Origin of the sequence: Caproicibacterium amylolyticum (genome assembly GCF_014467055.1) — a bacterium.
GTDB lineage: Bacteria > Bacillota > Clostridia > Oscillospirales > Acutalibacteraceae > Caproicibacterium > Caproicibacterium amylolyticum.
Map to the genome: position 1 here is coordinate 2,442,359 of NZ_CP060696.1, position 24,023 is coordinate 2,466,381.

A 24,023-nucleotide genomic window follows, 5' to 3' on the forward strand; every position below is an offset into this window, starting at 1 on the left:
ATCATCACCTCAAACCGTTTTACAGAAGAGATTACCACAGCGCCCAAGGCCAAAGCAAGTAAAACCTGTCGGCAACGCTGCAAAAGCAGCGCTCAAAGCGTTTTACTTTTTCAGCCTTTCTGCGTCCAAGTACCCCTGCAAAATCACCGTTGCGGCAACGGCATCCACCACGGCTTTGCGCTTTTTGCCGCGCACGTTGCTTTCATTCAAGTAGCCGTGTGCGGTAATCGTTGTACAGCGCTCGTCCCAGAAGATGATCGGCACCTTCGCCAGTGCTTCCAGTTTTTCGCCGAAAGCGCGCGCATTCTGTGCGCTTTCGCCCTCGGTCCCGTCCATATTTTTCGGCAGACCGACAACTGCTTTTTGGGCACCGGTTTCCTTGATTTTTTCCGCCGCCACCGGCAGCAGCTTTTCCCAGTTATAAGACGGCACAACGCCGATTGGAGAAGCTAAAAAGCCGCTTTCATCACTAACGGCAAAGCCTGTGCGTGCGTGACCAAGGTCGATTCCGAGTATCTTCATGCCTGCTTTTTCTCCCAGCCCATGCCGCCTAAAACAGAGAGTCCCTCCGCCAAATGGGAAGCATCGCCCATGCGCACCACAGTGCAGCTGCCGTCATCCGCGAAGCGCACTTCAGAAATGGCGGTGTTGTCGCAAAGCGGCACCTCTGCAACCTGTTCCAGCGGCCAGCCTTCTGCTTTGCACAGAAAACAGCGCAGAGCACAGCCGTGCGTTGCAAGGCAAATAGTTTTTTCTTTGCCAGGCTCATTTTCTTTCTGTACGATTGCGTTCACGCCGTTCCACATGCGGTCTGCCACCTGCGCAATACTTTCGCCCTGCGGGGCAACAAAGTTTTCCAGATGGTTCACCCACAAATTAGCTTCCTTTGGAAAGCGCTTGGGCAGGTCTTCCCACTTCATGCCTTCCATTTCACCGACATCGATTTCAATCAGGTTTTCGTCCTCTGTTACCGGTACATGATGGTACTGATTGATGGCGTCCGCTGTAGCGCGGGCGCGTTTCAGCGGACTGCTGTAAATTGCCGCAAACGGCACGTTGCGCAGACGCATTGCCACCAGCTCCAGTTGCTTGCGCCCGATGTCCGTAATATCGCTGTCGGAACGGCCCTGATAGGTTCCGTCCACATTTCCCTGCGCTGCACAGTGCCTTACCAAATAAACTGTTACCATGGTTTCACCTTTCCAGTCAGTTCTGTTACACTTGCAATTTTGTTCTGATTCAGGTATTCATCCAGCCCTTTCAGGATTTTCACCGGCGCATAAGGGTCAGTAAAAAATGCCGTGCCTACCTGAAATGCCGCCGCACCGGCAAGCATCATTTCCACAGCGTCCTGCCAGGTGGAAATGCCGCCAAGCCCCACGACCGGAATCTTCACCCGCTGTGCCGTCTGCCACACCATCCGCACGGCAACCGGGAACACCGCCGGGCCGCTCATGCCGCCGGTGTTGTTGCGCAGCACCGGCCGCCGCGTGTGAATGTCAATGCGCATACCGGTCAGCGTATTGATTAAGGAAACCGCATCCGCGCCCGCCGCTTCCGCCGCCGCCGCGTTTTCTGCAATATCCGCCACGTTCGGTGTCAGCTTGACCATCAGCGGCTTTGTGCAGTGCTTACGCACTTCGGCGGTGATGCTCTCCACTCCCTGCGGGGTCACGCCGAACTGCGCGCCGCCCGCCTTGACGTTCGGACAGGAAATGTTCAGCTCAATCATATCAATATCGGTGCCGGAAAGGCGCTCTGCCATGGCGCAGTAGTCCTCCGGTGTGCTGCCGGCGATGTTGGCAATGACTGCTGTTCCCTGCTGCTTGAGCCAAGGCAAATCTTCCCTAATAAAATGTTCCACGCCCGGATTCTGCAGCCCAACGGAATTGAGCATTCCGGCGGACGTTTCCGCAATGCGCGGCGGCGGATTGCCGGGGCGTTCTTTCAGCGTAATGCCTTTGCAGGAAATGCCGCCCAAAGTGGAAAGCGGATAAAACTCCGCATATTCGTGCCCGAAGCCAACTGTGCCGCTGGCACCAATCAGCGGGTTTTCAAACGGCACACCTGCAATTTTCACTTTTAAATCTGCCATACTGCCCCTCCTTTACAGAACCACGCGGTCAGCGGAAAAGACCGGGCCGTCCTTGCACACATGGCCGTAATAACTGCTGCCGTCCTCCCGCCGCAGTTCCACCGCACAGCCGAGGCATGCGCCAATTCCGCACGCCATACGCTGTTCCATAGAAACATAGCACGGCACGTTCCGCTCTGCACACAGCTTCACCACCGCGCGCAGCATCGGCGCCGGGCCGCAGGCATAGCAGACGTCAAACGTCAGGTTCTGCATCACATCCGTTACCAAGCCGTGTACGCCAAAGCTGCCGTCATCTGTTGTCAAAAACGCTTCACAGCCTGCATGAACGAAGTCTTTCATTAAAATGACTGCGTCCTTGCCGCGAAAACCCAGCACTGCTGTTTTTTCGCCGGAAAACGCAGAAGCCGCACCCAGAAGCGGCGGCACACCGATACCCCCGCCGACGAAGACAGCGTGTTTGTCCGCACCCGCAGTTTCCACCGGAAAGCCGTTCCCCAGCGGCGCCAAAATATCCATGCTGTCCCCTGCCTGCAGTTCAGCAAGGACTTTCGTTCCCTCGCCGCGCACCTGAAACACAAAACGCAGGGTATCTTTGCCGATGCCGCACAGCGAAATCGGGCGGCGCAGGGTTTTGCCCGGCACCAGAATCTGTGCAAACTGCCCCGGCTTCGCCAGCGGCGCAAGTTTTGGCGCGGAAACCGTCATGTCAAAAATGTCCGCGGTCAGCTGCCGCTTTTCCAAAATAGTACACAATTCTGTATCGTACTTCATTGTATCCCTCCGATTTCAGAAACGATGTCGTCCCGCATCCGCACCGCTTCTGCGGCGGCGGCCTTTGCAAAGTCTTTTTCGTCCGCACCGGTTTTCTGCCACGCTGTCAGGATACTGCGCGAAGCGTTGATGACGGCGCCCAAGCCCCGTTCGTCAAATGCCGGTGCAACATCCTTTGCGCCGCCGCCCTGCGCGCCGTAACCCGGCACCAAAAAGAATGTGTGCGGCAGTGCTTTGCGCAGTTCCCCAAGCTGTGCCGGGTAAGTCGCACCGACAACCGCACCCACGCGGCTGTAGCCGAACTGCCCGCGCGTTTGAGCGCCCCAGCTTTCGCAGAGGGAACCAACCGACGCATACAGCGTTTTGCCGTCCGCAAACACCTTGTCCTGCAGCTCGCCGGAAGAGGGATTGCTGGTTTTTACCAGTACAAAAATGGACTTGTCGCGCTCAGTGCAGATGGGCAGCAGCGGCTTGATGCCGTCTGTGCCAAGGTACGGGTTCACGGTAAGCGCGTCGCCGTCAAAAACCGGCAGTTGTTGGCCCTCTACTTCCGTTGTACCCAAATGTGCTTTGGCGTAAGCCTCCATGGTGGTACCAATGTCGTTGCGCTTGCCGTCCAAAATCACATATAAGCCCTTTTGCTGTGCGTAGCGAATGGTAGCGTCCAGTGTGCGCATCCCCTGCCAACCGTACTGCTCATAATAGGCGCACTGCGGTTTGACCGCCGGAACAATCGGCGCCAGCGCGTCAATCAGGCCCATATTGAACTGCAGAATTGCCTCTGCGGCACCCTCCAGTGTTTTGCCGAACTGCTCATAGGCAGCGCTGCGGATAAACTGTGGGATATAGGCAAGCTTCGGGTCAAGGCCGGCAACGGTGGGGTTTTTCTTTGCGCGGATTGCTTCTATCAGTCTGTCCATAATATACTCCCTGTTATAAATAATTTGTTTTTTACGAATTGTAATGAATGGCTCTTTCACTAAAAGTTCCGCCCGCCCTTTCAAGGGCGGTAGGGGTGCGGGGGCGAAGCCCGCCGCGGTCTTTGACCTTAGTATTCTAAGAAGCGCTCGCGGGTTTGGGAGCCTGCAAGGAAGGCTCCCAAAGGTCTTGACCTTAACCGAAACTTTGCAGCAGCCAAAGTTTAAGACCTTGGGGGCCTCTATCGCAGGCCCCCAAACCTCTCTAGCTCTTCTGAGGATACTAAGAGCTTTACAGTCAAGTGCTCAGGTCGTGGCGCTGCGGTCGCTTTCTAAGAAAGCGACAGAAAGCAACTATGAGTGCCGAAAAGCAGCCTTTATCTTTCCGATTCGTCGCAAAACACCAGTTTTCCGCCGCAGTAGGTTCGTTTCACTTTGCCGCGCAGGGTCATTCCTTTAAAGACCGCATTCTTACTCTTGCCGTGCAGCTTTTCGGGATTTACCGTCCACGCCTCATGCGGGTCAAAAAGCACCAGATCCGCCAGCGCGCCCGGCATCAAACCGCCAAACGGCAGGCGCAGAATCTTTGCCGGTGCGGCGCTCATTTTATACAAAAGCTGTGAAAGCGTTAAATACCCCGGCTCTACCAAATAGGTGATCCCAGCCGCAAGGCTTGTTTCCATGCCGACCGCACCGCTTGGCGCTTTTAGAAAGTCCGCTTTTTCTTCCGGTGTATGCGGGGCGTGGTCGGTGGCAATCGCGTCAATGGTACCGTCCCGCAGTCCCTCAATAATTGCGTGGCGGTCTTCCTCAGTACGCAGCGGCGGGCTCATGCGCAGGTCCGCATCTTTTTGACGCAGGACTTCCTCCGTTAAAGCAAAATAATGCGGAGCGGTTTCGCAGGTGACCTGCACCCCGCGTTTCTTTGCACTGCGAATCATTGCTACACTGCCTTTTGTGCTGACATGGCAGATATGCACCGGCACACCGAAAGCTTCCGCAAGCGCCAGCACCTGCATCGTGCCGCATTCCTCCGAAGCACGCGGCACACCGGGCACATCCAGTTCCCGGCTGACTTCACCGTCATTGATTTTTCCGCCTGCAGTAATCTCAGGCACCTCACAGTGGCAGAGCACTGGCAAATCCAGCTTCTCCGCTTCCTGCATTGCTTCTGCCATCAGGCGGCTGTTTTCGACCGGGCGGCCATCGTCTGACAATGCAGTCACCCCAGCACTGAACATCTGCTGCAGGTTTGTGCGCTTCTTTCCTTCCAGCCCCATAGTCAGGGCACCCGCCACACATACATGAACATCTGCCTGCTGTGCCTTTTCCAAAATATAAGCCACAGTATCCGGTTCATCGACCGCAGGGCGCGTATTCGGCATACACAGAAGCGTTGTAACGCCGCCCGCCGCCGCCGCACGGCATCCGGAAAGGATGTCTTCCTTTTGGGTAAAGCCCGGGTCACGCAGGTGGACGTGCATATCCACAAGCCCCGGCGCGGCAGTCAGGCCGGTGCAATCCACAGTTTCCGCACCCTCCACAGTGATGTGTCCGCCGGCACCAACAATGCGTCCATCCTCCAGCAGCAAGTCACCTGTCTGCGGGGAACTGCGCTCCGGGTCCGCCAGATGCGCGTTTTTCAGCAAGATTTTCATGCCAAGCCCTCCTTGTCATTCTGTTTTGTATTATACAATATTTTATGCTAAAAAGACAGGGCTTTTCCCGCCGCGCAAAAAAATGAACCGGGAGCGCGGCATTTCTGCCGGAACCCGGTCCATTTCTTTTTCTGCTTATTGGATTAGCGAATTACACGCGCGCGGATAACTTCCTCCAAAGAAGAAAGTTCCTCCACTGCCTGCTGGGTAACCACGCCGGTCACATCCAGAATGGTGTATGCATAGTCCTTGCGGGACTTTGACTGCATATTTTCAATGTTGATGCCAAGGCTTGCCACTTTACCGGAAAACTTGCTGATGGTGTTCGGCACGTTGCGGTGCAGGATGCAGATGCGCTCGCTGCTTTCCCGCGGCATGGAAACTGCCGGCATATTGACGCTGTTGCAGATATTGCCGTTTTCAAGATAATCCTTGAGTTCATCCGCGGCCATGCGTGCGCAGTTGTCTTCACTTTCCGGCGTGGAAGCACCCAGATGCGGAACCGCAATGATATTTTCCACACCAATCATTTCCGGTGCCGGGAAGTCCGTTGCATAGGCGGCAACCTTGCCGCTCTTCACTGCAGCAAGCATTGCGCCGGTATCAACCAATCCGCCGCGCGCAAAGTTCAGCACACGTACGCCGTCTTTTGCTTTTTCCAGTGCTTCTGCGCCAATCATGCCTTTGGTATCCGGCGTCTGCGGCACATGAATCGTAATGTAGTCGCAGTTTGCCCAGATTTCATCCAGAGAACGGGCATGCACAATTGAGCGGGACAAACCCCACGCGGCATCTACAGAAAGGAACGGGTCATAGCCGTAAACTTCCATGCCAAGGCTGTTTGCCGCGTTTGCCACCAGAATGCCGATGGCACCCAAACCGATTACGCCCAGCTTTTTGCCCGCGATTTCAGGGCCGACAAACTGGCTCTTGCCCTTTTCAATCTGCTTTGCAACGTCGTCGCCGGAAAGAGTTTTGCACCACTCAATGCCGGGAACCACTTTGCGGGAAGTCAGCAGCAGTGCACACAGCACCAGTTCCTTTACCGCGTTTGCGTTTGCGCCGGGGGTGTTGAAAACAACAACACCCTGTTCGCTGCATTTGTCCAACGGAATGTTGTTGACACCTGCGCCCGCACGCGCAATCGCCAGCAGTTCTTTGGGCAGCTCTATCTCATGCATGGAAGCGGAACGAACCATAATCGCGTCCGCGTTCTGCACGGCTTCGCCGGTTTCGTAGTTCTCCCCGAAGCGGGTGGTGCCTGCCGGGGAAATTTTATTTAAGTATTGAATTTTATACATAAATCAGACTCTCCTGTTTCATTCTCAAGCAGTTTCTGTTTTCAGCCGTTTGCTTTTTCAAACTTATCCATGAAGTCAACCAGCTTTTCAACGCCCTCATAAGGCATCGCATTGTAAATGGATGCACGCATACCGCCGACAGTACGGTGACCTTTCAGGTTAACAAAGCCAGCCTCGGTGGATTCCTTCACAAACTTTGCGTTTAGTTCATCGCTGTCTGTAACAAACGGAACGTTCATCAGGGAGCGGTCCTCTGGCACAACGGTACCGCGGAAAAGCTTGCTGTTGTCCAGATAGTCATACAAAAGCTTTGCTTTCTTCTGATTGCGCTTCTGCATTTCGCCCAAACCGCCGACGGTGTTCTGAATCCAATCCAGCACCATCATACAGATGTAAATCGTCCAGCAGGGCGGTGTGTTGAACATGCTGCCGCCGTCCACGTGGGTTTTGTAGTTGAACATGGTTGGAGTAATCTCCTGTGCGTGACCAACCAAATCTTCACGGACAATCACAATGGTAAGACCGGCCGGCGCAAGGTTTTTCTGTGCGCCCGCAAACAGAAGCCCAAATTTGCTGACATCCAGCGGCTCGCTGCAAATGCAGGAGGAAATATCCGCCACCAGCGGCACCTTGCCGGTTTCGGGGAGAGTGTGGTACAGTGTACCGTAAATTGTGTTGTTCATGCAGATGTAGAAATAATCCGCGTCCGGCGTAAAGGTTTTTGGGTCAAGCTTCGGGATGTACGTAAAAGTTTTATCCTTGCTGCTTGCAATCACCCTTGTTTCGCCGTAGCGGGAAGCTTCCTTCCAGCTTTTAGTTGCCCACTGGCCAGTCAGCACATAGTCCGCCTTGTGGGAATTCACCATCAGGTTAAGCGGAATCATTGCAAACTGGCTGGAAGCGCCGCCCTGCAGGAACAGCACCTTGTAGTTGTCCGGAATGCCCATTACTTCGCGCAGGAGGGACTCCGCACGGTCAATGATGCCCTGGAACACACTAGATCGATGGGACATCTCCATGACTGACTGGCCACAGCCCTTGTAATCAAGGATTTCATCTGCAGCCTTGCGGAGAACTTCCTCAGGCAGCATGGAAGGACCGGCAGAAAAGTTGTACACACGTTTCATACGACTGAACCTCCAATTTCTTTTTATGCGTTAGCAACGGCAGCAGCGATGTTTTCCGCTGTTCCGGAACTAATTAAATTAAATTATATCGCTTTAAAATGATGAAGTCAAGCTTCACTTACAAAAAGTGTCGTTTCCCTCACTTGGTAAAATAAAGTGCCGATTCCGTTGTTATCCGTTTGTTGGCGTGCTATACTGACTGTAAAAGCCTGACCGTATTTTTACAAAATTTGACTGCGGCGGGTGGGAGGAACTTATGAGTCGATATGCACCTGCAAAAGAGAATTCGTCCGGCAGCAAGCTGCTTCTGCCGGGTCTGCTATTGGCGGCAGCCTTTGCCGTTTTCACCATTGTGCGCGGCCTCCAGTTACAAATCAACTGGAAAACGGTGACACCGGAAATGGATATTTTGTTTCCGCTGTGGATCACCTTGGCAGTTGTGTCTTTGGTGATTGCACTGTGGGGAAGCCTAAAAAATGCTGCTGGGCGTTTCCCTGCGCTTGGCTGGATTTTGCGCATTGCACTGATTGTGCTTTTTGGATGGATTATTATATCCGCCGTCCGGCAGTTTAACATTATGAACATTGGCAGCTGGCTATTCTGCGGCATCTCCCTTTTCGGAATCATTGGCTGTGTGCTGTGGCCTCTGCTGCGCAAATTCCCCGCGACACACGTAATTTCCAGCATTTTTGCGTTTCTGTACCTGATTGTAGGCTTCGTGTGCCTGTACCTCGGTCTGAATATGTACTTTGGTGCGCAAGGGCCGGCTGCCCCCAATGGCACCCCCGTACTGGTACTTGGCTCCCAAGTAAACGGCACCAAACCGAATACAGATTTACAGATACGCATTGACACCGCTGCCGCGTGGCTAAAAAAGAATCCGCAGTCCAAGGCGGTGGCGTGCGGCGGCAAAGGTGGCGGTGAATCCATTTCCGAAGCGGAATGCATCCGGCGTGGCCTGACTGCCAAAGGAATTGACAACAGTCGCATCCTGCTGGACGACAAATCCATAAATACTGAGGAAAACATTAAAAATGCTGCTAAGCTCTTAAAAGGCGCAAAGTCAGCGGCAATCGTTACTGATGACTATCACACCTGCCGCGCCCGTCTGATTGCGAAAAATGCCAGTCTGCAAAGTTACCCGGTACCGGCAAAAACGCCGGACAGCTGCCGCGCCGTCAGCATCATGCGCGAATTTCTGGCCCTGCCGGTGCAGATTCTGAACATTCACCATCTGTTTGTGTAAGCAAAGCTGGCAAAACCATAATGATAGGGCGGCGAAAAGCCGCTCATTTTTTTTGCACTGCCGCCACACCGCTCTTAATTGCCGCTTCCGCGACTGCCTTTGCCACTGCCGGCACGATCCGTTTGTCAAACGCTTTCGGCAGAATGCACTCTTTTGACAGCTCTTCATCGGTAATAATTCCGGCAATCGCAAAGGATGCCGCAGTTTTCATCTCATCATTGATATCGGAAGCGCGCACATCCAGCGCACCGCGGAAAATACCGGGGAACGCCAACACATTGTTAATCTGGTTCGGAAAATCGGAGCGGCCGGTTCCAACCACTGCCGCGCCCGCTTCCAGTGCTTCCTCCGGCATAATTTCCGGAACCGGATTCGCCATCGGGAACACGATTGGGTCTTTTGCCATACTCTTAATCATTTCCGGTTTCAGTACGCCGGGAGCGGAAACGCCAACAAACACGTCCGCACCCACAAGGGCATCCGCAAGGGTGCCTTTTTTATGTTCCAAATTAGTAACGTGGCTCATTTCCTCGTGAGCAGGGTTCAAACCCTCCATGCCCTCGCAAATCATGCCAAAGCGGTCACAAAGTGTCAGATTTTTAACGCCAAGCCGCATCAAATGCTTTGCAATGGCAATGCCCGCGCTGCCCGCGCCGTTAATTACACAGCGGATTTCACCGATTTTTTTGCCAGTCACTTTCAGCGCATTCATCAACGCAGCACCAACAATAATTGCAGTGCCGTGCTGGTCATCATGAAACACCGGAATGTCGCAGAGTTCCTTTAATCGGCGTTCCACTTCAAAGCAGCGCGGCGCGGAAATGTCCTCTAAGTTAATGCCGCCGAAAGAGCCGGAAAGCAGGTAAATGGTGCGCACCAACTCATCTACATCTTTGGTTTTCAGGCACAGCGGAATTGCATCAATATCGGCAAATTCCTTAAACAGCACGCATTTGCCTTCCATCACCGGCATGCCGGCCTCCGGGCCAATATCGCCCAAGCCGAGAATAGCCGTGCCATCCGTGATCACCGCAACGGTGTTCCAGCGGCGAGTCAGGGTATAGCTGAGTGACGGGTCTTTTTGGATAGCAAGGCAGGGCTGTGCAACACCGGGCGTGTAGGCAATGGAAAGGTCGTGGCTGTCCTGAATTTGCACGCGGGACTTCACTTCCAGCTTTCCGGCCCACTGTGCGTGCATTTTCATTGCTTCTTCTTTAACGTCCATAATATCCTCCATGTATTTTTTAGTTCATTATATACGGATTGTATTATTCATAATTTCTGCATATTGATACAGTACCACAAAATGGCACAGGTTGCAATGTTAAAAACGAATAATTTCACTTTATTTCCTGCAAAACAATCGCGTCTGTTATGTTACCTTTTCGTTTATTTGTATTATACCCGCAGAGGACGGAAAAGCGGAATCTTTTGCAGCACAAAAAGCGGCTCCGGCGCGCCACGTCTGGCTGCGCCGAAACCGCTTCTTTCAGTTATGCGAAATTGCCCTGAGCAATTTAATGGTTACTGCATCGGATTCACCCTTATAGTCCTATGTACATTCAGCTTTCTGCGGGTGTTTTCTACTGCTGTATTGGTGGCATCCCATGTTCGAAAGCCCTTGCGCGGGCTGCCTTAGAAGTAAGGCCTCAACTTTGGGGCTGCCAATTCCAGATCACCCGGTCAACTGATTCTGCTTTGCCTCTTTCGTAACGAACATCCATCCTTTCAGGAATTTGCACAACCGCTTATCCTGTATTTTGGACTCAAATCCTTTCCGTTACTGTATCGGCGCCTGTAAAAATTTGTTTTCGTACGGATGATTGCCTTGCCAGTCAGTACCCTGTGCCTGCCTGAGCCTTGCTTTCAGAACCGCCGAAATGTAAACCTTACACTGTCCATTGGACTCAAGCTCCTTTGCCTAACGTCTCATTTTCTGTGTGCCGCTGCGGCTTACTTTTCGGACGGCAGGCATCTTTGTGCCTGCTCCCGATTTCCGCCGTTTTGCAGGGAGCACAAAACTCATTTGGACGCCTTCGGCATTTCTGTAGTGCAGCCTACCGGCTGCCTTTCGGTTCCTTGGGGAACTGCTCCGTCGTTTTTATTTACGCAGCGCAGCCACACAGACCGTGCTGCTGCAAACTGCCGATTGGTTCTTCGCCCATGGGACTCGCTCCTTTCTTCCCGCTTTTTCAGCAGGTTATTTTGCTTTTCGTTCCGAAACAACTCCGCGGCTCCCGTTCCCTCTGGTGCACTGACCGCTCTGGAAAACCTTTTTGGGAAATCCCCTGCGGTGCGGTGCTGGGTTTTTGTTTGCTCGCTTCCTTGTTTCTGTCTATATTATAGTCGAGCCAATATACAATGTCAATACTTTTTTTGATCTTTTTAAAATTTTTTTATAAAAAACAGCAAGTCCACTAAAAATTGTTTCTTGACTTCCCGCCCTTAGCTGTGTACAATAATAAATGCAAAAGCAAAGTCGGCAAAGCACCCGCCGACAGCTGCTTTTTTTACGGTACGAAGAAAAATATGCCGGTTATTTTCCGGCCTTTTGGAGGAACTCTATAATGAGCGACGAATTTGGAGCCGATCTACTCACCCTGGTGGATGAGGAAGGCAAAGAGCACGAATTTGAAGTCCTGGATGTAATCGACAATGACGACGGTACTTTTTATGCTCTGCTGCCCACCTTTGAGGACGCGCAGGAAAAGGTAGAGGACGAAGGAACCTATTACATTTTCCAAAGCATCACTGAAAACGGTGAGCAGGAGTTGGCAGAAGTAGAGGATGATAAACTGCTGGACTCTTTGGCAGCGCAGTTTGAAGCTCATTTTGAAGACCTTTACTCCGATGAAGGCGAAGCTTTCGAAGATAAATAATTCGGTTTCTCCCTGCCTGGTTCGCGGACCTGTGCTAAGAATAACCCTACAATTTTAAATCGGGAGCCCGGCTCCGGCGGCGGAATGCAGACCTCCCGGCCTTTAGGCCGGACGATGGGAGCATGAGTCCGTCGGGAGGGCACCCACCTGTCTTTCGTAGGCAGGTTATTTCTGCACTTTACGGCCAGGCGGGCTTTTATGAAATTCAGGGACCGCCGCAGTTTGCATCTTTTTGCATCTGCGGCGGTTCTTTCTTTTCGCCCCCGGTAGACATTTTTCTCGCGGTGTGGTATGATGTTCAGTAAATTGCTTGATTGTATCCCGCAAAGGAGGCCGTCCATTTTATGGACAGATCATATCAAATTATCACCGATGCAACCTGCGACCTGCCCGCTGAACTGGTGGAAAAACTTCATCTGGCCGTAATCCCCATGCCCTTTATGATGGACGGAATTGAATACCGCGACTACCCCGACTGCCGTGAGTACAGTGAACCGGATTTCTACAATGCGCTTCGCGGCGGCAAATGGGCCACCACTGCACAAATAACCGAAGCCGACTTTGAAGATGCTTTCCGCCCTTATCTGGATGCGGGACAGGACGTTCTTTACATCGGTTTTTCCAGCGGCCTTTCCGGTACTTGGCAGCGCGCCTGTGAAGCAATGGAATCCCTGCGCAGTCAGTACCCACAGCGCTGCATAGAAGGTGTTGACAGCCTGACCGCTACACTGGGCGAGGGACTTTTGGTGTACCTTGCCTGCTGCAAACAGCGGGACAACAATTTCAGCCTGCATGAGTTGAAAGCATGGGTTGAACTGTACCGCTACTGTATTTCCGGCTGGTTTATGGTGGATGACCTCAACCATCTGAAACGTGGCGGACGCGTCAGCAGCGCGGCTGCGTTGGTCGGTTCCGTGCTTGGTATCAAACCGATTTTGCAGATTGACCGGGAGGGGCATCTCATCGTGCGGGAAAAGGTACGCGGCCGCCGGCAGGCCATGAACAATCTGCTGGACAAAATGGCGAGCCGCTTTACGCAGGACACTTCTCTGCAGACCGTATTTATTGTCCATGCCGACTGTATGCCAGATGCAAAATATCTGGAAAAAGAAGTAAGATCCCGCTTTAAGCCGCAGAAAATCATTACCCATCAGCTCGGTCCGGTCATTGGTGCGCACACCGGCGCAAATGCCATGTGCATTTTTTACGTAGCTAAAGACCGCGATTAAAGCGAACATAGCAATGCCCGCCATACCATAGAGTGGTACGGCGGGCATTTTTTTATTCTTCACCGTTTGGATTATCGGTAATTCCGGAACTATCCGTGCGCGGAACCGCATTTTTTGCAAAAATCTTTGTCAGCGTTTTGGGGTCCGCCACGCCAGTCGTGTCCAGACCATTATAAAGCTGAAAATCTTTCACACTCTGCTCCGTACCGTCACCGTAAAGTCCGGTCGCGTTCACAAACAGATAGCCTAGTGTTTTCAGCCGATTCTGCAGCTCTTTTACATAATCATTCTGGTCGTCCTTTTTCAGCGTTGTGTTTGCCGGAATGGAACTGTTTGGAATGATAGAACCGCTTGCCGCCGAAGCACCGGAAGCCGCAGAGGTCGTTTTCAGCAGTTCCGGATAAGCGGTACCAGCCATAAAGGTTACCGCACTGATCATGCCCTCTCCCTGCGTTTTCATCAGAAGGGGGTTCATTTCGTAGATCTTCTGACTTTTTACCGCCGCAAGGTCTTTGTAACCGTCCGTTTTATACAGCATATCCTTTAAGCCGGTCGGGCAGAAAATCAACTTTGGATTTGCAGTTTTCAGCGCTGCAAGCTCCATTTTGCTGTTTTTGCCGCTGCCCGCAACATTTGTAATACCAGCTGCTTCCAGCAAAGTTCCGGCCATGGTGTCACCGGTAGCGGCACCGCCGTTTATGTCATAAAGATAAACGCCTGTTGTCACAGTGGTGGATTTCGGTACCAGCCGCGTAATGGAGTCAAGCGTCAGCAGTGCGCTCTGCGCAGCTTTTTTGCCGCGATCCGCGCCGGTCACTTTCCCCATCACGGCAGTGCCAACCGCTGTGTAAAGCGTTTCCAGTTGTGCACGGCTCGTTGCCGCGGGAATGGTAACAGCCTGCACACCGGCCTTGTCCAAAGCCGCCTGCTGCACTTCCGTTGGCTTCTGGTCAGTCAGCACCAGCGCCGCACCCTGATTTTTAATCTGCTGCGCGTCATCCAGCGTAACATCCGCTAAAGTAGAAAGCGCCTCTTGTGTGCAGTCCTTGCTCTTCCCTTTCAACTTGGTTTCATAGCCAAGGGAGAGCACCACGTCCGCAAGGTTCGGGGAAACAACAACTACTCCGTTGGGCGCTCCGCTGACGGTAACGCCATTCACCTGTGCTGGCCAGTCATTTGCGTTAGCCGTATTGGAAGTCGTGTTTGCGGACGGCAAACCGCAGCCGGTCAGGACTGCAGCAGTCAAGGCGGCGCACAGCAGTGCAGCCGTCAGTTTTTTCAGCATAATTCTTAAGTTACTCCTTCCTGAAAGCAGTGCCCACAAAGACGCTGCCATCCGGAACAGGTCACATATCATCCAAAGACTGCCCCAGACGAACCTTTGCTTCCGCATCACAGATATACTGCTGTGCCACACGGGGTGAACGTCCGCCGTGCACGGTCGCCCAACGCTCCGCGCCGGCTTCCAGCTGAGGCAGATACTCGTCCATCTTGCGCTGATGCGCCAGCTGGGCAATAATGTCCAGAAAATGTGCCTTGTCCGGGTTAATGAAGTTAATAGACAAGCCAAAGCGGTCGGAAAGGGAAAGGGATTCCTGCACGGTGTCATTGCGGTGCACATCGTCCCCCTCACGGTCGGAAAAGCTTTCACGCAGCAAATGACGGCGGTTAGAGGTCGCATAAATCAGAGAATTGGCGGGCTTTGCCGCAAGTCCACCCTGCAAAACAGACTTCAGCGCCGCATAAGTACCATCCTGCTGAGAAAAAGAAAGGTCATCGATGAAAATAATGAAGTGCATAGGAATCGCGGCAATCTGGTCAACCAGATACGGAAAGTCCATCAGATATTCCTTTGGCATCTCAATTACGCGCAGACCCTCCGTGTAATATTCGTTCAGCAGTGCCTTTACCGTAGAGGATTTTCCAGTGCCGCGGTCGCCGTACAGCAGGCAGTTGTTTGCCGGAAGGTTGCGCAGGAATGCCACTGTGTTGTCCACTGCCATACCGCGCTGCACTTCGTAACCTTTGAGATCTTCCATGTGCTGGGGGTCGGGATGGGCAACCGGCAGAATTTTTTTGTCGCGCCAAATAAACGCACGGTAGCGGGCATACATGCCGCAGCCGTTTTTCCGGTAATACTCTGTCATGCGAGGAATATATTCGTTTGGGGTGCCGTCCAGCATTTTCACCGGTTTGCCACATTTCCAGCGTGGCAGAGGCGGCAAATCTTCGTAACCGCAGCTGTCCAGCAGGTCATCCGGTGTCATTGCCGCAAGGCACAGGATAATCTGTAGGTCACGCTGTACTGCATCCATCATAGCCGGTGCAAATATATCGTTTCCCGCTGCCGCCGCCAGCGAAAAACCATTTTCATCGTACAGCGCTGTGCTGGTCAAATGTTCCGCAAATGTTTCGCTGCTGTTCCGCTCACAGAGCACCGCAAAAAAATCGCCCCACGCGCGCAGAAAAGTTTCGCGGTCATGTGCCCACAACAGCCGATACATTGCCTTAGGCACCGTGCGTTGCAGAATTCCCTTGTAAATTGAAAGCGAAGCCATCGCTTCCGCCGCCTGTTTCATCCGATTCATGTCCGAATCCCCCATTCCCTCATTGGTACGGATAGTATCATTGTACATAAATCGACACAAATCGTCAAGCGTCTGCCCCAGCTTCCTCTTGACATTCTTTCCCCTTTTCTATAAAATAAGTATATTCTGCGTGCAGACGCAGCGTAAGACCACGGAAGCGTATCGAAGTGGTCATAACGGGCCTGACTCGAAATCGCGTGTGGTCAGCGATGGGACAGGTTCGACAAAGCCTGTATTCATGCGGGTTTGCGGCTCTGGTTTTACAGTAGTTTTAATTTTCATCTTGCAGTTTTCTTGCAATTTTGCAATCAACTGAATATCGCCTTTTCACCGAGCAATCGGTTGAAAATACATGGAGAGGTATCGAAGTGGTCATAACGGGGCTGACTCGAAATCAGTTTGACGGCAACGTCACATGGGTTCGAATCCCATCCTCTCCGCCACAATCGTCCTAAAAGTCCGGCTTTTCTGGTCTTTTAGGACGTTTTTATGCCAACTTTTGCATTGCTTCCCCCACTTGCGAGGAAATTGGAGCAAGCGGGTTTGCGGCTTTCCTGCAAGAAAATTGCAAGATGGAAAAGTCTCCTGCGTTATAAGCACGTTGCGAGGGTTCGAATTTGCGGAGAATTTATTCCGGATTTTTGCCCTTGCGACTCTCTGGATTTTCCTCTTCCTCGGTCACTCCAAGCACCTCTTCAATCATGTTTGCGCTGGTCAGCTTGCTGGAGCTGTCGATGTGCGAGTAGATGTTGGCGGTGGTCGCCATGTCGGAGTGCCCCAGCCAGTCCTGGATCATTTTCATGGGGATATTGTTTGCCAGCAGGAGCGAGGCGCAGCTGTGCCGCAAATCGTGGAAGCGGATTTTCCGAAGCCCGTTTTCTTTCAGAATGACTTGGAAATGACTGCTGACATACTGCGGGGTAATCAGGCCGCCCAGCGCGTCCACGCATATGTACTCCGAATATTTTTTGTCGTAAACGCCGCGCATGACTTTTCGCATTTCCTCCTGTCTTGCCTGCTCCGCCAGAAGCTCCTCCTCAATGTGAGGGATCAGCGGAAGGGTGCGGTAGGAGGATTTTGTTTTCATCACATCGTAGCCCTTGAGCACAACGCCGCTTTTGGTTTCCTCCTCCAGAATCTTGTGCCGGATGCTGACCGTCTTGGCGGTAAAATCTACCGCCGACCATTTCAGCCCCAGCACCTCGCTGCGGCGCAGGCCGTAGTAGGCCGCTAGCATAATGACCAAGCGGATCGGGTCCCCCTCGACGCAGTTCAGAAGCTCCTTCAGTTCCTCGGCGTTGTAGTAGCTGCCAATGAACGGCACGGATTTGGGCCTGTCCGCTTGCAGGCAGGGATTGGTGGGAATGATGCGCCGCTTTACCGCCTGCTGGAAAGCCCTGTGCAGCATGGCGTGGTGGCGCTGTGCCGTCGTGCCCTTCAGCCCGTCGGAGCGGATCGTCGTGTAGTAGGCGTTGATTTCGTCGCCGGTGACCTCCTTTACCTTGAGCTTCATCGGCTTGAAAAAAGCTGTCATCCTTCCGTTGATCATTCTCTTGTAATTCAGGTAGGTGGAGCTTGAAATATTGGGCTTGTGCTGCTCCAGCCATTCCGGAAGATAATTTTCCACCAACATATTGGCGATCCGGTTGCGTTCCCGTTCCGCGTGGGTCATGTTTTCCTGAAGGTATAAATCCCCGACGTTGTACTGCGCCAACACCTCGGCGAGCCGGTGATTGGCTTCCGTTTTCGTGCCGCGCTTGTCCTCTAGGTCAAGACTGACCCATCTTTGCTTGCGGACTCCTTCTGTGTCATACAAATTTAATACGGCGTACCATTTCTGATTTTTCGTGGCCAAACGGCCTGTAATTCGTTTCATTTCCGTTCTCCTTTCACGTGATTTTCTCCGGTACTGCCGTCGGCAGTACACACAATACCACACTCGGACGGAGAAAGCCAGGTGTCAAACGGTACAAACCTGCACGGGTTATTTTCGACCAGAAACGCCACAACGGACAGCTTGGGAACCAGCACCTTGTTGGTGATCCGGATGCTTCCCAATTGGCCGTTCCGTGCTAAGCGATAGGTTTGATTAATACCGATTCGCAGCAGTTTGGCGGCCTCGGGAACGGTGAGAACTTCCGGCTCATCCTTGAACATGGAGAGGTAGACTCGTTCAGAAACGGCAATCATTTCGAACCCTCCCCTGCGGAGATATAAACTTCCAAAGGAGAAAAAACTTCAATCTCAAGACTTTGAAATTCACGCACACAGGCAAGCGCCTGACGGCGGTCGCGATGAATATGAAACAGGCTGTCGACAAGGAGAATGTCAAAACGTCCCATGGCGGCTGCCTGTATCAGCTTCTCCAATTCAGTATTCTGATCAAGATCAACGCTTGCTCCGGCAATTTGATATCCCAGCTGTTCCGCAAAATCATAAAGCTGTTTTTCCTGCTTTTTCAGTGCGCCGTTTCGATCCTCCGGCGCGTCTATACGGCAATAAAGCCATGCTCGTTTCATACTGCTCCTCCTTTATCTCAGCTTGTTTGATAAAAAGGCCCAGGCTGACGCCCAGGGCCTCGTCAACATTCCGAAGGCACTCGCTGCCAACATGCCCCAGATACGCGCGCAGGCGGGAGCGGTCAATGGTGCGAATTTGCTCCAGCATTACGACTGAATTCTGCCGGAGTCCGATTTGCTCTCCCGTCAACGGTACGTGGGTAGGCAAAGGATTCTTTTCCATGCGGCTGGTGATGGCTGCAACGATTACGGTGGGGCTGTATCGGTTGCCAATGTCATTCTGAATAATCAGGGTGGGGCGGACGCCGCCCTGCTCACAGCCCACTACCGGCGTCAAATCCGCATAGAAAATATCGCCTCTGCTCACATTCATGCCGAGCACCTCCGCCACTGTATGTAACAAGGGACAGCCATTTTGACATGGCTGTCCCTCAAATCTATATAAAGCTTGTTCTTCATTTTATCGATTGGACGCTTCTATTCGGCACTGCTTCCCGAAGCGAGGGCGGCAACATAAATGGTTTGCCGGTTAAGCAAACACCATAGGGATTTCACCTCTCCGTGGTTCTCACCGAGCCGCCCCCATTGCGTGATCCCGCTTTCAGGCGGGGCTGTGGCTGGACGGAAGTAGCGTTAGCACTGTCCGTTTCATTGCGAAACAACCCACCACGGGCTGCTTTATAACCGGGCTTTGCCGCTCGTCGCCTTCGATGCCATCGGTTCAACGGATGTCTGTCACCCATCCGCAGGTAGTCTTGGCGCGCCCGTCAATGTCGCTGCCGCTCATCACGGCCGGACAGATCATGTATTTATGCTGCCGGATATGAAATTTTCAAAGAGCAATGAGGGAAGAGTAAAACCCCCTCACTTATTTCCACGTTGAGTGAGGGGGTTGAGCGGATAAATTTTTATTTTCCCATAAGTTTTTTTAATTCCGCCAGGATTTTTACCTTTCTATCGTGAATTGTCCGCTGCGCGATCCCGGTTTCTCTGGATAGCTGGCGCTCGCTCTTATCCATAAAAAAGAGAGCGGTGATCAACTCCTGTTCTTCCGGGGCGAGATGTTTGAGGCAGGCCAGCATTTTCCCGATCAGCACCGTCTTGATCGCGGCATCCTCAACACTTTCAATCTCGGTGACAAACTGTCTGTTTTCCTCCAGAAGCCGCTCGTAGGAGTCCTCCCGGCTTGGAATGTATGTAACGGTCCCACTGCCATAATCAATCCTGCACCGTTCGACTTTGATGTCGTACTGCTGGTATTCCATCAGGCGGTCGCTTTTCTCCAGAACCTCGATAATTTCTTTGCTTACATCGGGATATTTATCCCGGTAATTTGTTTTTCTCCGATACTTTGCCATAAGCTTGTCCTCCATTTCGTGATTGTTGAAATCCGGAAATGAAGAACAAGCGGAGGGGATCGGCAATGTCGATTCGACACGCTTCTACAAAAAGAAAAGAGCTTAAAATCGAAACTGTTCTTTAGCGGTCGAGGCGGGGCTTTTGTTGTCGAAAATAAAAAATCAGCACTTTGCCCGGGACGGCAAAGTGCTGATTTTTGAATATATTCAGTTAATGGAGGCGAGTGTGTACGGGATTCGCCGTCTTTATTTCAACCTCCGGAAAAGGAAGAAGTAAAGAATACTCATGGGTTCCCCTTTCACCAAGGGACATAGCAGAGCCATGAATGATCTTTGTTCAAATTATCCGTCAGAAGCTATAAAAACAATGAAAGCCTGCCCGTAAAAAGGGCAAGCTTTCAAGTGCGACTTCCGGCAGCCAGGCTGTCATAGCGCGCTTTTACGCACTTTAGACCCTATGGCTTTGCGTCCCCATCGTTAAATGGGTTTGCCCTTGGTTTGACTATTTTGTTGTTTTAACATCTTTCGGCTTGTGCTTCCGTATGATAGGCGCACGTGATTTGCAGGGAATGGGGGGATTCCATATTACTGTTTCCATCAACAGCAGCATGACTGATCGTCCTGAATGGTCAGCTCGCCATTTTCAGCTGCAAGTGTCACAGCCTCTGTCCTTGTTTGAGTCTGGTCATCCATCATAACAGGGACCCCGTCAATGGAGACGGACTTCTCGCCTGCTTGCAATTTGATCAGTTCAAATTGCAAGGATGTGCCGCAGCAGGATTGCTGCTGTGATACTTTTAAACAGTCACAATCATTGGAATCAAATGCCGCCTGAATCAAGGATTTTGCTTCTTCTGTAATTTTCATCTTTCATTTCTCCAGTTCTATCATTTTATGATATCTTTATAATGACACAATCGTCCCATTGGAAAGTGTTAGCTTATATTGTCAGCAGTTTATCTCCTTCGATTTCCTCAGCGCTCCATGCAATTACCGCAAAATTTCCCTTGGAATGTTCATCCACCTTGTTGATCCACTCGATTTCGTTGCTCACCTTCGCAGAAAGTATTTGATTCGTTGTACCGGTCCGGTAGAAGGAGGAATTGATTACCCACCATTTTGCTTCGATGCCGGCACGCTTTAAATCTTCCTCAAGGCGCAGTGCTTCATAGACGGGCGTATCCTCGGCCAAAGTTACAATAATGACCTCGGTTTCATCAGAATTGCGGAGGCGAGGCAGAAGTTTTCTCGCGGATTCCGGGATTTCGCCCTGGGAGCGTTTGATTTCCTGATTGTAGCTTTGGGTGGAATCCAGCAGCAAAAGGGTATGTCCTGTCGGAGCGGTATCGATCACGACGGTCTGGTCTTCCGCTTTCTCTACAACTTCAGCAAAAGCCCGAAATACTGCGATTTCCTGCGTACAGGGAGAACGTAAATCTTCCTCGATATAAGCGATATCATCAGCGGACATGGTTTTCCTCGCTTTGGTAAGCACTTCTTCCTGATATTTTTTCAGTTCGGCTTGTTCATCAATATGGCTCATGGTGATGCCGCTGGCCTCGCTGATTACGGATTTCAGGTGCCCGGCCGGGTCTGTGGTGGTCAGATGAACCTTCCTGCCTCTTTTTGAAAGACCCAGTGCAATCGCAGCCGCAATGGTGGTTTTCCCGACGCCGCCTTTCCCCATGGTAAAGATGACCTTCTTATTCGTGCGATACAGATCGTCAATGACATCTTCCAGATGAGGAATCGATTTAGCCCTGATTTTTTCATCGCGGACCCTATACTGATTCTGGGTCAGAAAAGCCCTGACATTGTCAATTCCGGTAATGTTATAGGCTCGGAGCGGAATCCGGTATGCGACCAGTTTTTTCAAGCGTTGCGGGATACTCAGAAGCGCATCCTGCTGTTTCCGATACAGACTTTCGGAAACGCTGTCATCGTAAGAAGTTAGCACACCATTGATCACCAGTGTTTGATTGTTGATACCAATCTCCGCCAGTTCCCTGGATGCTCGTTCCGCTTCTTTCAAAGGTGCTTCTTCCGGACGCGAAACAAGAATCAGCGTCGTCTGATTCCCGTCGGATAAGGTTTTGACGGCTTTTTTATAAACTTCCTTTTTACTTTCCAATCCCGAAAGCTGGCCTAAACAGGAAGCTCCGTGCGTGCTTTCGCTTATGAAGTTGCTCCACGCAGACGGCAGTTGCAGCATTCGGAGGGTATGCCCGGTCGGGGCGGTATCAAACAAAATGTGGTCATAGCCTTTTCGCACCGTTTCATCCGTGATGAACTTTGAAAACTCATTGAAGGCTGCAATCTCGACCGTGCACGAACCGGAAAGCTGTTCCTCCATATTTTTAATCACCGCATCAGGTAGTTTGCCGTGATAGGGGCCGATGACACTTTCCCTGTATTCTGCTGCTGCCTGTATGGGATCGAGGTTGGAAACAACCAGATTGGGGACTTCCTTAATCGCTACCCCTTTGTTCGTAAGCTCCGTATGGAAAACGTCCTGTAAATTCGAGGCGGGGTCCGTGCTGATTAAGAGGACCTTTTTTCCGCTATCCGCAAGGGTAACGGCCGTAGCACACGCCGTCGATGTTTTTCCAACTCCACCTTTTCCCGTGTAAAATAAATATTTTGTCAACCTGATCGATTGCGGATTAAAATTCTCCATGATGATAACCTCCAATTTTCGATAAAAAGATAAGGAGCATCCTCGTCCCTTGTGAAAAATTCACATAACTGATTTGGGAAGATATGCTCCTATCATCTTGTTAGAAGTGCTAAATCTCTTTCTCAGCAGAAAGTATGAACCAAATCAGCAGCACTTTCCTCCCGAGCAGCCGCATCCGCCTGACCTTCTCGGAGTAACTTTAACGGCCTTCGGCTTTCCGCCGAACAGAGTTTCCGGAACGCCGAGCAGGTTGGCAAATTCTTCATTGGTCGGATACCGGCCTGCAATCACGATTTCTCCATCCAAAACAGTGACGGGCAGCCCTTCAACGCCCTTTGTGTTGATAAAGTGGTTGACTGTCTTATCGTTTACAAACTGCTGCGGAGCGTTGGACAAATTGAACCGTTCAACATTGATCCCGTTTTTTTTGAGTGTATTCAGGGCAGTCGAAATCCTGAGAAGCTCGGAGTCGACTCCAACTCCGCAAAGGCCGGTTGAGCAGCACATGGCAGGTTCAAAGATTTGCATTTTTTTCATATAAGACATCTCCTAAAATAAAATTAGTTGTTAACGGCAGGTTTAGAATGCCAGCCTTTGTAATACCAGTCTTTGGTTTTCGTAATGATTCTGACAAGCATCAGCATCACAGGGACTTCCGTAAGGACGCCGACAGTGCAGGCCAGCACGACCGGCGAGTTTGGGCCGAACAGCGAGATTGCTACCGCGACTGAAAGTTCAAAGAAGTCGGAAGCGGCAATCAGGGATGCCGGCGCCGCTATATTGTGCGGCTGTTTTGTCCATTTGCACAGCAAATAGGTAAACGTAGAGGAGATAAGATTCTGGAGGATCAGCGGTACGGCGATCATCAGGACATAAAGCGGTTTTTCCAGAAGGATGTTGCCTTGAAATGAGAAAATAATGATCAAAGTCAGCAACAAGCCCAGCGTCGTTACATTGTCAAACTTGGAAACAAATTTTTCATTGAAAGCCGTTTCTCCCATTTTTTTGATCATCGTAACTCGTGTAACAGCACCCCCGACCAAAGGGACTACAACAAAGAGCACGACTGAGAAAATAAGGGTATCCCAAGGGATCTGAACGTTGTTCACGCCGAGCAGGAAGGAAACCAGCGGTACAAACAGAACAAGAATCAGCAGATCATTGACCGAAACCTGTACAAGGGTGTGCGCTGGATCGCCTTTGGCGAGATTGCTCCAGACAAACACCATCGCGGTGCAGGGAGCCGTCCCCAACAGGACCGCGCCTGTAACAAAATTTTGTGCCAGGTCGGCGGGGATAAAGGCGCTGAATACTATTTTAAGAAAGAGAGTTGCCAGCCCCAGCATCAGGAATGGTTTGATCACCCAACTGCTCCCGCTCGATATGAGGATACCGAGGGGATGCTTTCCCACGTTTTTAATGGATTGGAAATTGATCTTCAGCATCATGGGATAAATCATGATCCAGATCAGAATCGCGATCGGAATATTCTGCTGCGCGTACTGAAGTTTTTCCAGAAATGCAGGAATTACCGGCAGAAATTTACTGATCAGAATGCCTGCCGCCATACAGAGAAGCACCCAAACCGTCAGATACTTCTCAAAGAAACCAATGCCTTGTGTTTTTTCATCACTCATTATAATCGCCCCTAAATA

General features: G+C 51.6%; 22 protein-coding genes, 1 tRNA gene, 1 other RNA gene, 1 pseudogene and 1 riboswitch. Of the genes and pseudogenes, 5 read left to right on the plus strand and 20 right to left on the minus strand.

The window, feature by feature from the left end; translation table 11 throughout:
- Window positions 1–102: 102 nt before the first annotated feature.
- The 8 genes from ruvX to serC all read right to left on the minus strand — a co-directional run bounded on the left by ruvX (window position 103) and on the right by serC (window position 7,872).
- The gene (ruvX, locus tag H6X83_RS11620; protein WP_212506642.1) at window positions 103–522 is read right to left on the minus strand and encodes a Holliday junction resolvase RuvX; all 420 of its coding nucleotides are present in this window, start codon (window positions 520–522) and stop codon (window positions 103–105) included.
- A complete protein-coding gene (locus H6X83_RS11625; RefSeq protein WP_212506643.1) occupies window positions 519–1,190 on the minus strand; it encodes a histidine phosphatase family protein in 672 nt (223 codons plus the stop codon). The genes ruvX and H6X83_RS11625 overlap by 4 nt, the downstream gene beginning before the upstream one ends.
- Complete coding sequence (locus tag H6X83_RS11630; RefSeq protein ID WP_212506644.1) at window positions 1,184–2,095, minus strand: dihydroorotate dehydrogenase; 912 nt, start codon at window positions 2,093–2,095, stop codon at window positions 1,184–1,186. The genes H6X83_RS11625 and H6X83_RS11630 overlap by 7 nt, the downstream gene beginning before the upstream one ends.
- A 12-nt stretch (window positions 2,096–2,107) precedes the next feature.
- Window positions 2,108–2,869, minus strand: a complete 762-nt coding sequence (locus H6X83_RS11635; protein ID WP_212506645.1) for a dihydroorotate dehydrogenase electron transfer subunit — start codon at window positions 2,867–2,869, stop codon at window positions 2,108–2,110.
- Window positions 2,866–3,789: an orotidine-5'-phosphate decarboxylase gene (gene pyrF, locus H6X83_RS11640; RefSeq protein ID WP_212506646.1), complete on the minus strand. Its 924-nt coding sequence runs from the start codon at window positions 3,787–3,789 to the stop codon at window positions 2,866–2,868. The genes H6X83_RS11635 and pyrF overlap by 4 nt, the downstream gene beginning before the upstream one ends.
- Before the next feature lie 374 nt (window positions 3,790–4,163).
- Window positions 4,164–5,444, minus strand: coding sequence for a dihydroorotase (locus H6X83_RS11645; protein WP_212506647.1), 1,281 nt, complete (start codon window positions 5,442–5,444; stop codon window positions 4,164–4,166).
- Between the two features lie 143 nt (window positions 5,445–5,587).
- The gene (locus H6X83_RS11650) at window positions 5,588–6,745 is read right to left on the minus strand and encodes a phosphoglycerate dehydrogenase (protein WP_212506648.1); all 1,158 of its coding nucleotides are present in this window, start codon (window positions 6,743–6,745) and stop codon (window positions 5,588–5,590) included.
- A gap of 41 nt (window positions 6,746–6,786) precedes the next feature.
- Window positions 6,787–7,872 carry a 3-phosphoserine/phosphohydroxythreonine transaminase gene (gene serC, locus H6X83_RS11655; RefSeq protein ID WP_212506649.1) on the minus strand — a complete coding sequence of 362 codons (1,086 nt, stop codon included), beginning with the start codon at window positions 7,870–7,872 and terminating at the stop codon, window positions 6,787–6,789.
- Between the two features lie 256 nt (window positions 7,873–8,128).
- Between serC and H6X83_RS11660 the strand changes: the two genes are divergently transcribed.
- The gene (locus H6X83_RS11660; RefSeq protein ID WP_212506650.1) at window positions 8,129–9,118 is read left to right on the plus strand and encodes a YdcF family protein; all 990 of its coding nucleotides are present in this window, start codon (window positions 8,129–8,131) and stop codon (window positions 9,116–9,118) included.
- Window positions 9,119–9,161: 43 nt separating this feature from the next.
- Here the strand turns inward: H6X83_RS11660 and H6X83_RS11665 are convergent, their stop codons facing one another.
- Window positions 9,162–10,343 (minus strand): NAD(P)-dependent malic enzyme, encoded by a 1,182-nt coding sequence (locus H6X83_RS11665; RefSeq protein WP_212506651.1) that lies wholly within the window; start codon window positions 10,341–10,343, stop codon window positions 9,162–9,164.
- A gap of 1,342 nt (window positions 10,344–11,685) precedes the next feature.
- On the opposite strand from H6X83_RS11665, the gene H6X83_RS11670 reads away from it, so the two are divergent.
- The 3 genes from H6X83_RS11670 (at window position 11,686) to H6X83_RS11680 (ending at window position 13,226) form a co-directional block, all read left to right on the plus strand.
- Window positions 11,686–11,997 carry a DUF1292 domain-containing protein gene (locus H6X83_RS11670; protein ID WP_212506652.1) on the plus strand — a complete coding sequence of 104 codons (312 nt, stop codon included), beginning with the start codon at window positions 11,686–11,688 and terminating at the stop codon, window positions 11,995–11,997.
- A 6-nt stretch (window positions 11,998–12,003) separates the two neighbouring features.
- Window positions 12,004–12,196, plus strand: a non-coding RNA gene (gene ssrS / locus H6X83_RS11675) — 6S RNA.
- 145 nt (window positions 12,197–12,341) lie between these two features.
- On the plus strand, window positions 12,342–13,226 hold the full coding sequence (locus H6X83_RS11680) for a DegV family protein (RefSeq protein WP_212506653.1): 885 nt from the start codon (window positions 12,342–12,344) through the stop codon (window positions 13,224–13,226).
- Window positions 13,227–13,278: 52 nt separating this feature from the next.
- Here H6X83_RS11680 and H6X83_RS11685 read toward each other — a convergent pair whose 3' ends face one another.
- Window positions 13,279–14,511, minus strand: a complete 1,233-nt coding sequence (locus H6X83_RS11685; protein ID WP_212506654.1) for a peptidoglycan-binding protein — start codon at window positions 14,509–14,511, stop codon at window positions 13,279–13,281.
- Between the two features lie 61 nt (window positions 14,512–14,572).
- Window positions 14,573–15,814, minus strand: coding sequence for an ATP-binding protein (locus H6X83_RS11690; protein WP_246419218.1), 1,242 nt, complete (start codon window positions 15,812–15,814; stop codon window positions 14,573–14,575).
- A 354-nt stretch (window positions 15,815–16,168) separates the two neighbouring features.
- On the opposite strand from H6X83_RS11690, the gene H6X83_RS11695 reads away from it, so the two are divergent.
- Window positions 16,169–16,257 (plus strand) — tRNA-Ser (locus H6X83_RS11695).
- 185 nt (window positions 16,258–16,442) lie between these two features.
- Here H6X83_RS11695 and H6X83_RS11700 read toward each other — a convergent pair.
- The 9 genes and pseudogenes from H6X83_RS11700 to arsB form a co-directional block, all read right to left on the minus strand.
- On the minus strand, window positions 16,443–17,690 hold the full coding sequence (locus H6X83_RS11700; protein WP_212506655.1) for a tyrosine-type recombinase/integrase: 1,248 nt from the start codon (window positions 17,688–17,690) through the stop codon (window positions 16,443–16,445).
- The gene (locus H6X83_RS11705) at window positions 17,687–18,004 is read right to left on the minus strand and encodes a helix-turn-helix domain-containing protein (RefSeq protein ID WP_212506656.1); all 318 of its coding nucleotides are present in this window, start codon (window positions 18,002–18,004) and stop codon (window positions 17,687–17,689) included. Before H6X83_RS11705 ends, H6X83_RS11700 begins: the two co-directional genes overlap by 4 nt.
- Window positions 18,001–18,333: a recombinase family protein gene (locus H6X83_RS11710; protein ID WP_212506657.1), complete on the minus strand. Its 333-nt coding sequence runs from the start codon at window positions 18,331–18,333 to the stop codon at window positions 18,001–18,003. The genes H6X83_RS11705 and H6X83_RS11710 overlap by 4 nt, the downstream gene beginning before the upstream one ends.
- Before the next feature lie 34 nt (window positions 18,334–18,367).
- Window positions 18,368–18,706, minus strand: a pseudogene (locus H6X83_RS11715) (type II toxin-antitoxin system PemK/MazF family toxin); the annotation flags it as partial.
- Window positions 18,707–19,241: 535 nt separating this feature from the next.
- Window positions 19,242–19,691, minus strand: coding sequence for a sigma-70 RNA polymerase sigma factor region 4 domain-containing protein (locus H6X83_RS11720; protein ID WP_128742609.1), 450 nt, complete (start codon window positions 19,689–19,691; stop codon window positions 19,242–19,244).
- A gap of 410 nt (window positions 19,692–20,101) precedes the next feature.
- A riboswitch (cyclic di-GMP riboswitch) is annotated at window positions 20,102–20,193 on the minus strand.
- A 95-nt stretch (window positions 20,194–20,288) separates the two neighbouring features.
- The gene (locus tag H6X83_RS11725) at window positions 20,289–20,558 is read right to left on the minus strand and encodes a hypothetical protein (protein WP_128742608.1); all 270 of its coding nucleotides are present in this window, start codon (window positions 20,556–20,558) and stop codon (window positions 20,289–20,291) included.
- A 73-nt stretch (window positions 20,559–20,631) separates the two neighbouring features.
- Window positions 20,632–22,368 (minus strand): arsenical pump-driving ATPase, encoded by a 1,737-nt coding sequence (gene arsA, locus H6X83_RS11730; RefSeq protein ID WP_212506659.1) that lies wholly within the window; start codon window positions 22,366–22,368, stop codon window positions 20,632–20,634.
- 144 nt (window positions 22,369–22,512) lie between these two features.
- Window positions 22,513–22,905, minus strand: a complete 393-nt coding sequence (arsD, locus tag H6X83_RS11735) for an arsenite efflux transporter metallochaperone ArsD (RefSeq protein ID WP_212506660.1) — start codon at window positions 22,903–22,905, stop codon at window positions 22,513–22,515.
- A gap of 23 nt (window positions 22,906–22,928) precedes the next feature.
- Window positions 22,929–24,005 (minus strand): ACR3 family arsenite efflux transporter, encoded by a 1,077-nt coding sequence (gene arsB / locus H6X83_RS11740; RefSeq protein ID WP_175391784.1) that lies wholly within the window; start codon window positions 24,003–24,005, stop codon window positions 22,929–22,931.
- Between the last annotated feature and the right edge of the window lie 18 nt (window positions 24,006–24,023).

Bases quoted from the DNA above. Each gene is read 5' to 3' on its own strand.
- H6X83_RS11645 (WP_212506647.1), bottom strand. From the start codon at position 5,444: ATGAAAATCTTGCTGAAAAACGCGCATCTGGCGGACCCGGAGCGCAGT.
- serC (WP_212506649.1), bottom strand. From the start codon at position 7,872: ATGAAACGTGTGTACAACTTTTCTGCCGGTCCTTCCATGCTGCCTGAG.
- arsD (WP_212506660.1), bottom strand. From the start codon at position 22,905: ATGAAAAAAATGCAAATCTTTGAACCTGCCATGTGCTGCTCAACCGGC.
- H6X83_RS11660 (WP_212506650.1), top strand. From the start codon at position 8,129: ATGAGTCGATATGCACCTGCAAAAGAGAATTCGTCCGGCAGCAAGCTG.
- H6X83_RS11635 (WP_212506645.1), bottom strand. From the start codon at position 2,869: ATGAAGTACGATACAGAATTGTGTACTATTTTGGAAAAGCGGCAGCTG.
- H6X83_RS11710 (WP_212506657.1), bottom strand. From the start codon at position 18,333: ATGAAACGAGCATGGCTTTATTGCCGTATAGACGCGCCGGAGGATCGA.
- H6X83_RS11625 (WP_212506643.1), bottom strand. From the start codon at position 1,190: ATGGTAACAGTTTATTTGGTAAGGCACTGTGCAGCGCAGGGAAATGTG.
- H6X83_RS11690 (WP_246419218.1), bottom strand. From the start codon at position 15,814: ATGAATCGGATGAAACAGGCGGCGGAAGCGATGGCTTCGCTTTCAATT.
- H6X83_RS11685 (WP_212506654.1), bottom strand. From the start codon at position 14,511: ATGCTGAAAAAACTGACGGCTGCACTGCTGTGCGCCGCCTTGACTGCT.
- H6X83_RS11680 (WP_212506653.1), top strand. From the start codon at position 12,342: ATGGACAGATCATATCAAATTATCACCGATGCAACCTGCGACCTGCCC.
- H6X83_RS11665 (WP_212506651.1), bottom strand. From the start codon at position 10,343: ATGGACGTTAAAGAAGAAGCAATGAAAATGCACGCACAGTGGGCCGGA.
- H6X83_RS11670 (WP_212506652.1), top strand. From the start codon at position 11,686: ATGAGCGACGAATTTGGAGCCGATCTACTCACCCTGGTGGATGAGGAA.
- H6X83_RS11705 (WP_212506656.1), bottom strand. From the start codon at position 18,004: ATGATTGCCGTTTCTGAACGAGTCTACCTCTCCATGTTCAAGGATGAG.
- H6X83_RS11630 (WP_212506644.1), bottom strand. From the start codon at position 2,095: ATGGCAGATTTAAAAGTGAAAATTGCAGGTGTGCCGTTTGAAAACCCG.
- H6X83_RS11725 (WP_128742608.1), bottom strand. From the start codon at position 20,558: ATGAAAATTACAGAAGAAGCAAAATCCTTGATTCAGGCGGCATTTGAT.
- ruvX (WP_212506642.1), bottom strand. From the start codon at position 522: ATGAAGATACTCGGAATCGACCTTGGTCACGCACGCACAGGCTTTGCC.
- H6X83_RS11700 (WP_212506655.1), bottom strand. From the start codon at position 17,690: ATGAAACGAATTACAGGCCGTTTGGCCACGAAAAATCAGAAATGGTAC.
- pyrF (WP_212506646.1), bottom strand. From the start codon at position 3,789: ATGGACAGACTGATAGAAGCAATCCGCGCAAAGAAAAACCCCACCGTT.
- arsB (WP_175391784.1), bottom strand. From the start codon at position 24,005: ATGAGTGATGAAAAAACACAAGGCATTGGTTTCTTTGAGAAGTATCTG.
- H6X83_RS11720 (WP_128742609.1), bottom strand. From the start codon at position 19,691: ATGGCAAAGTATCGGAGAAAAACAAATTACCGGGATAAATATCCCGAT.
- H6X83_RS11650 (WP_212506648.1), bottom strand. From the start codon at position 6,745: ATGTATAAAATTCAATACTTAAATAAAATTTCCCCGGCAGGCACCACC.
- arsA (WP_212506659.1), bottom strand. From the start codon at position 22,368: ATGGAGAATTTTAATCCGCAATCGATCAGGTTGACAAAATATTTATTT.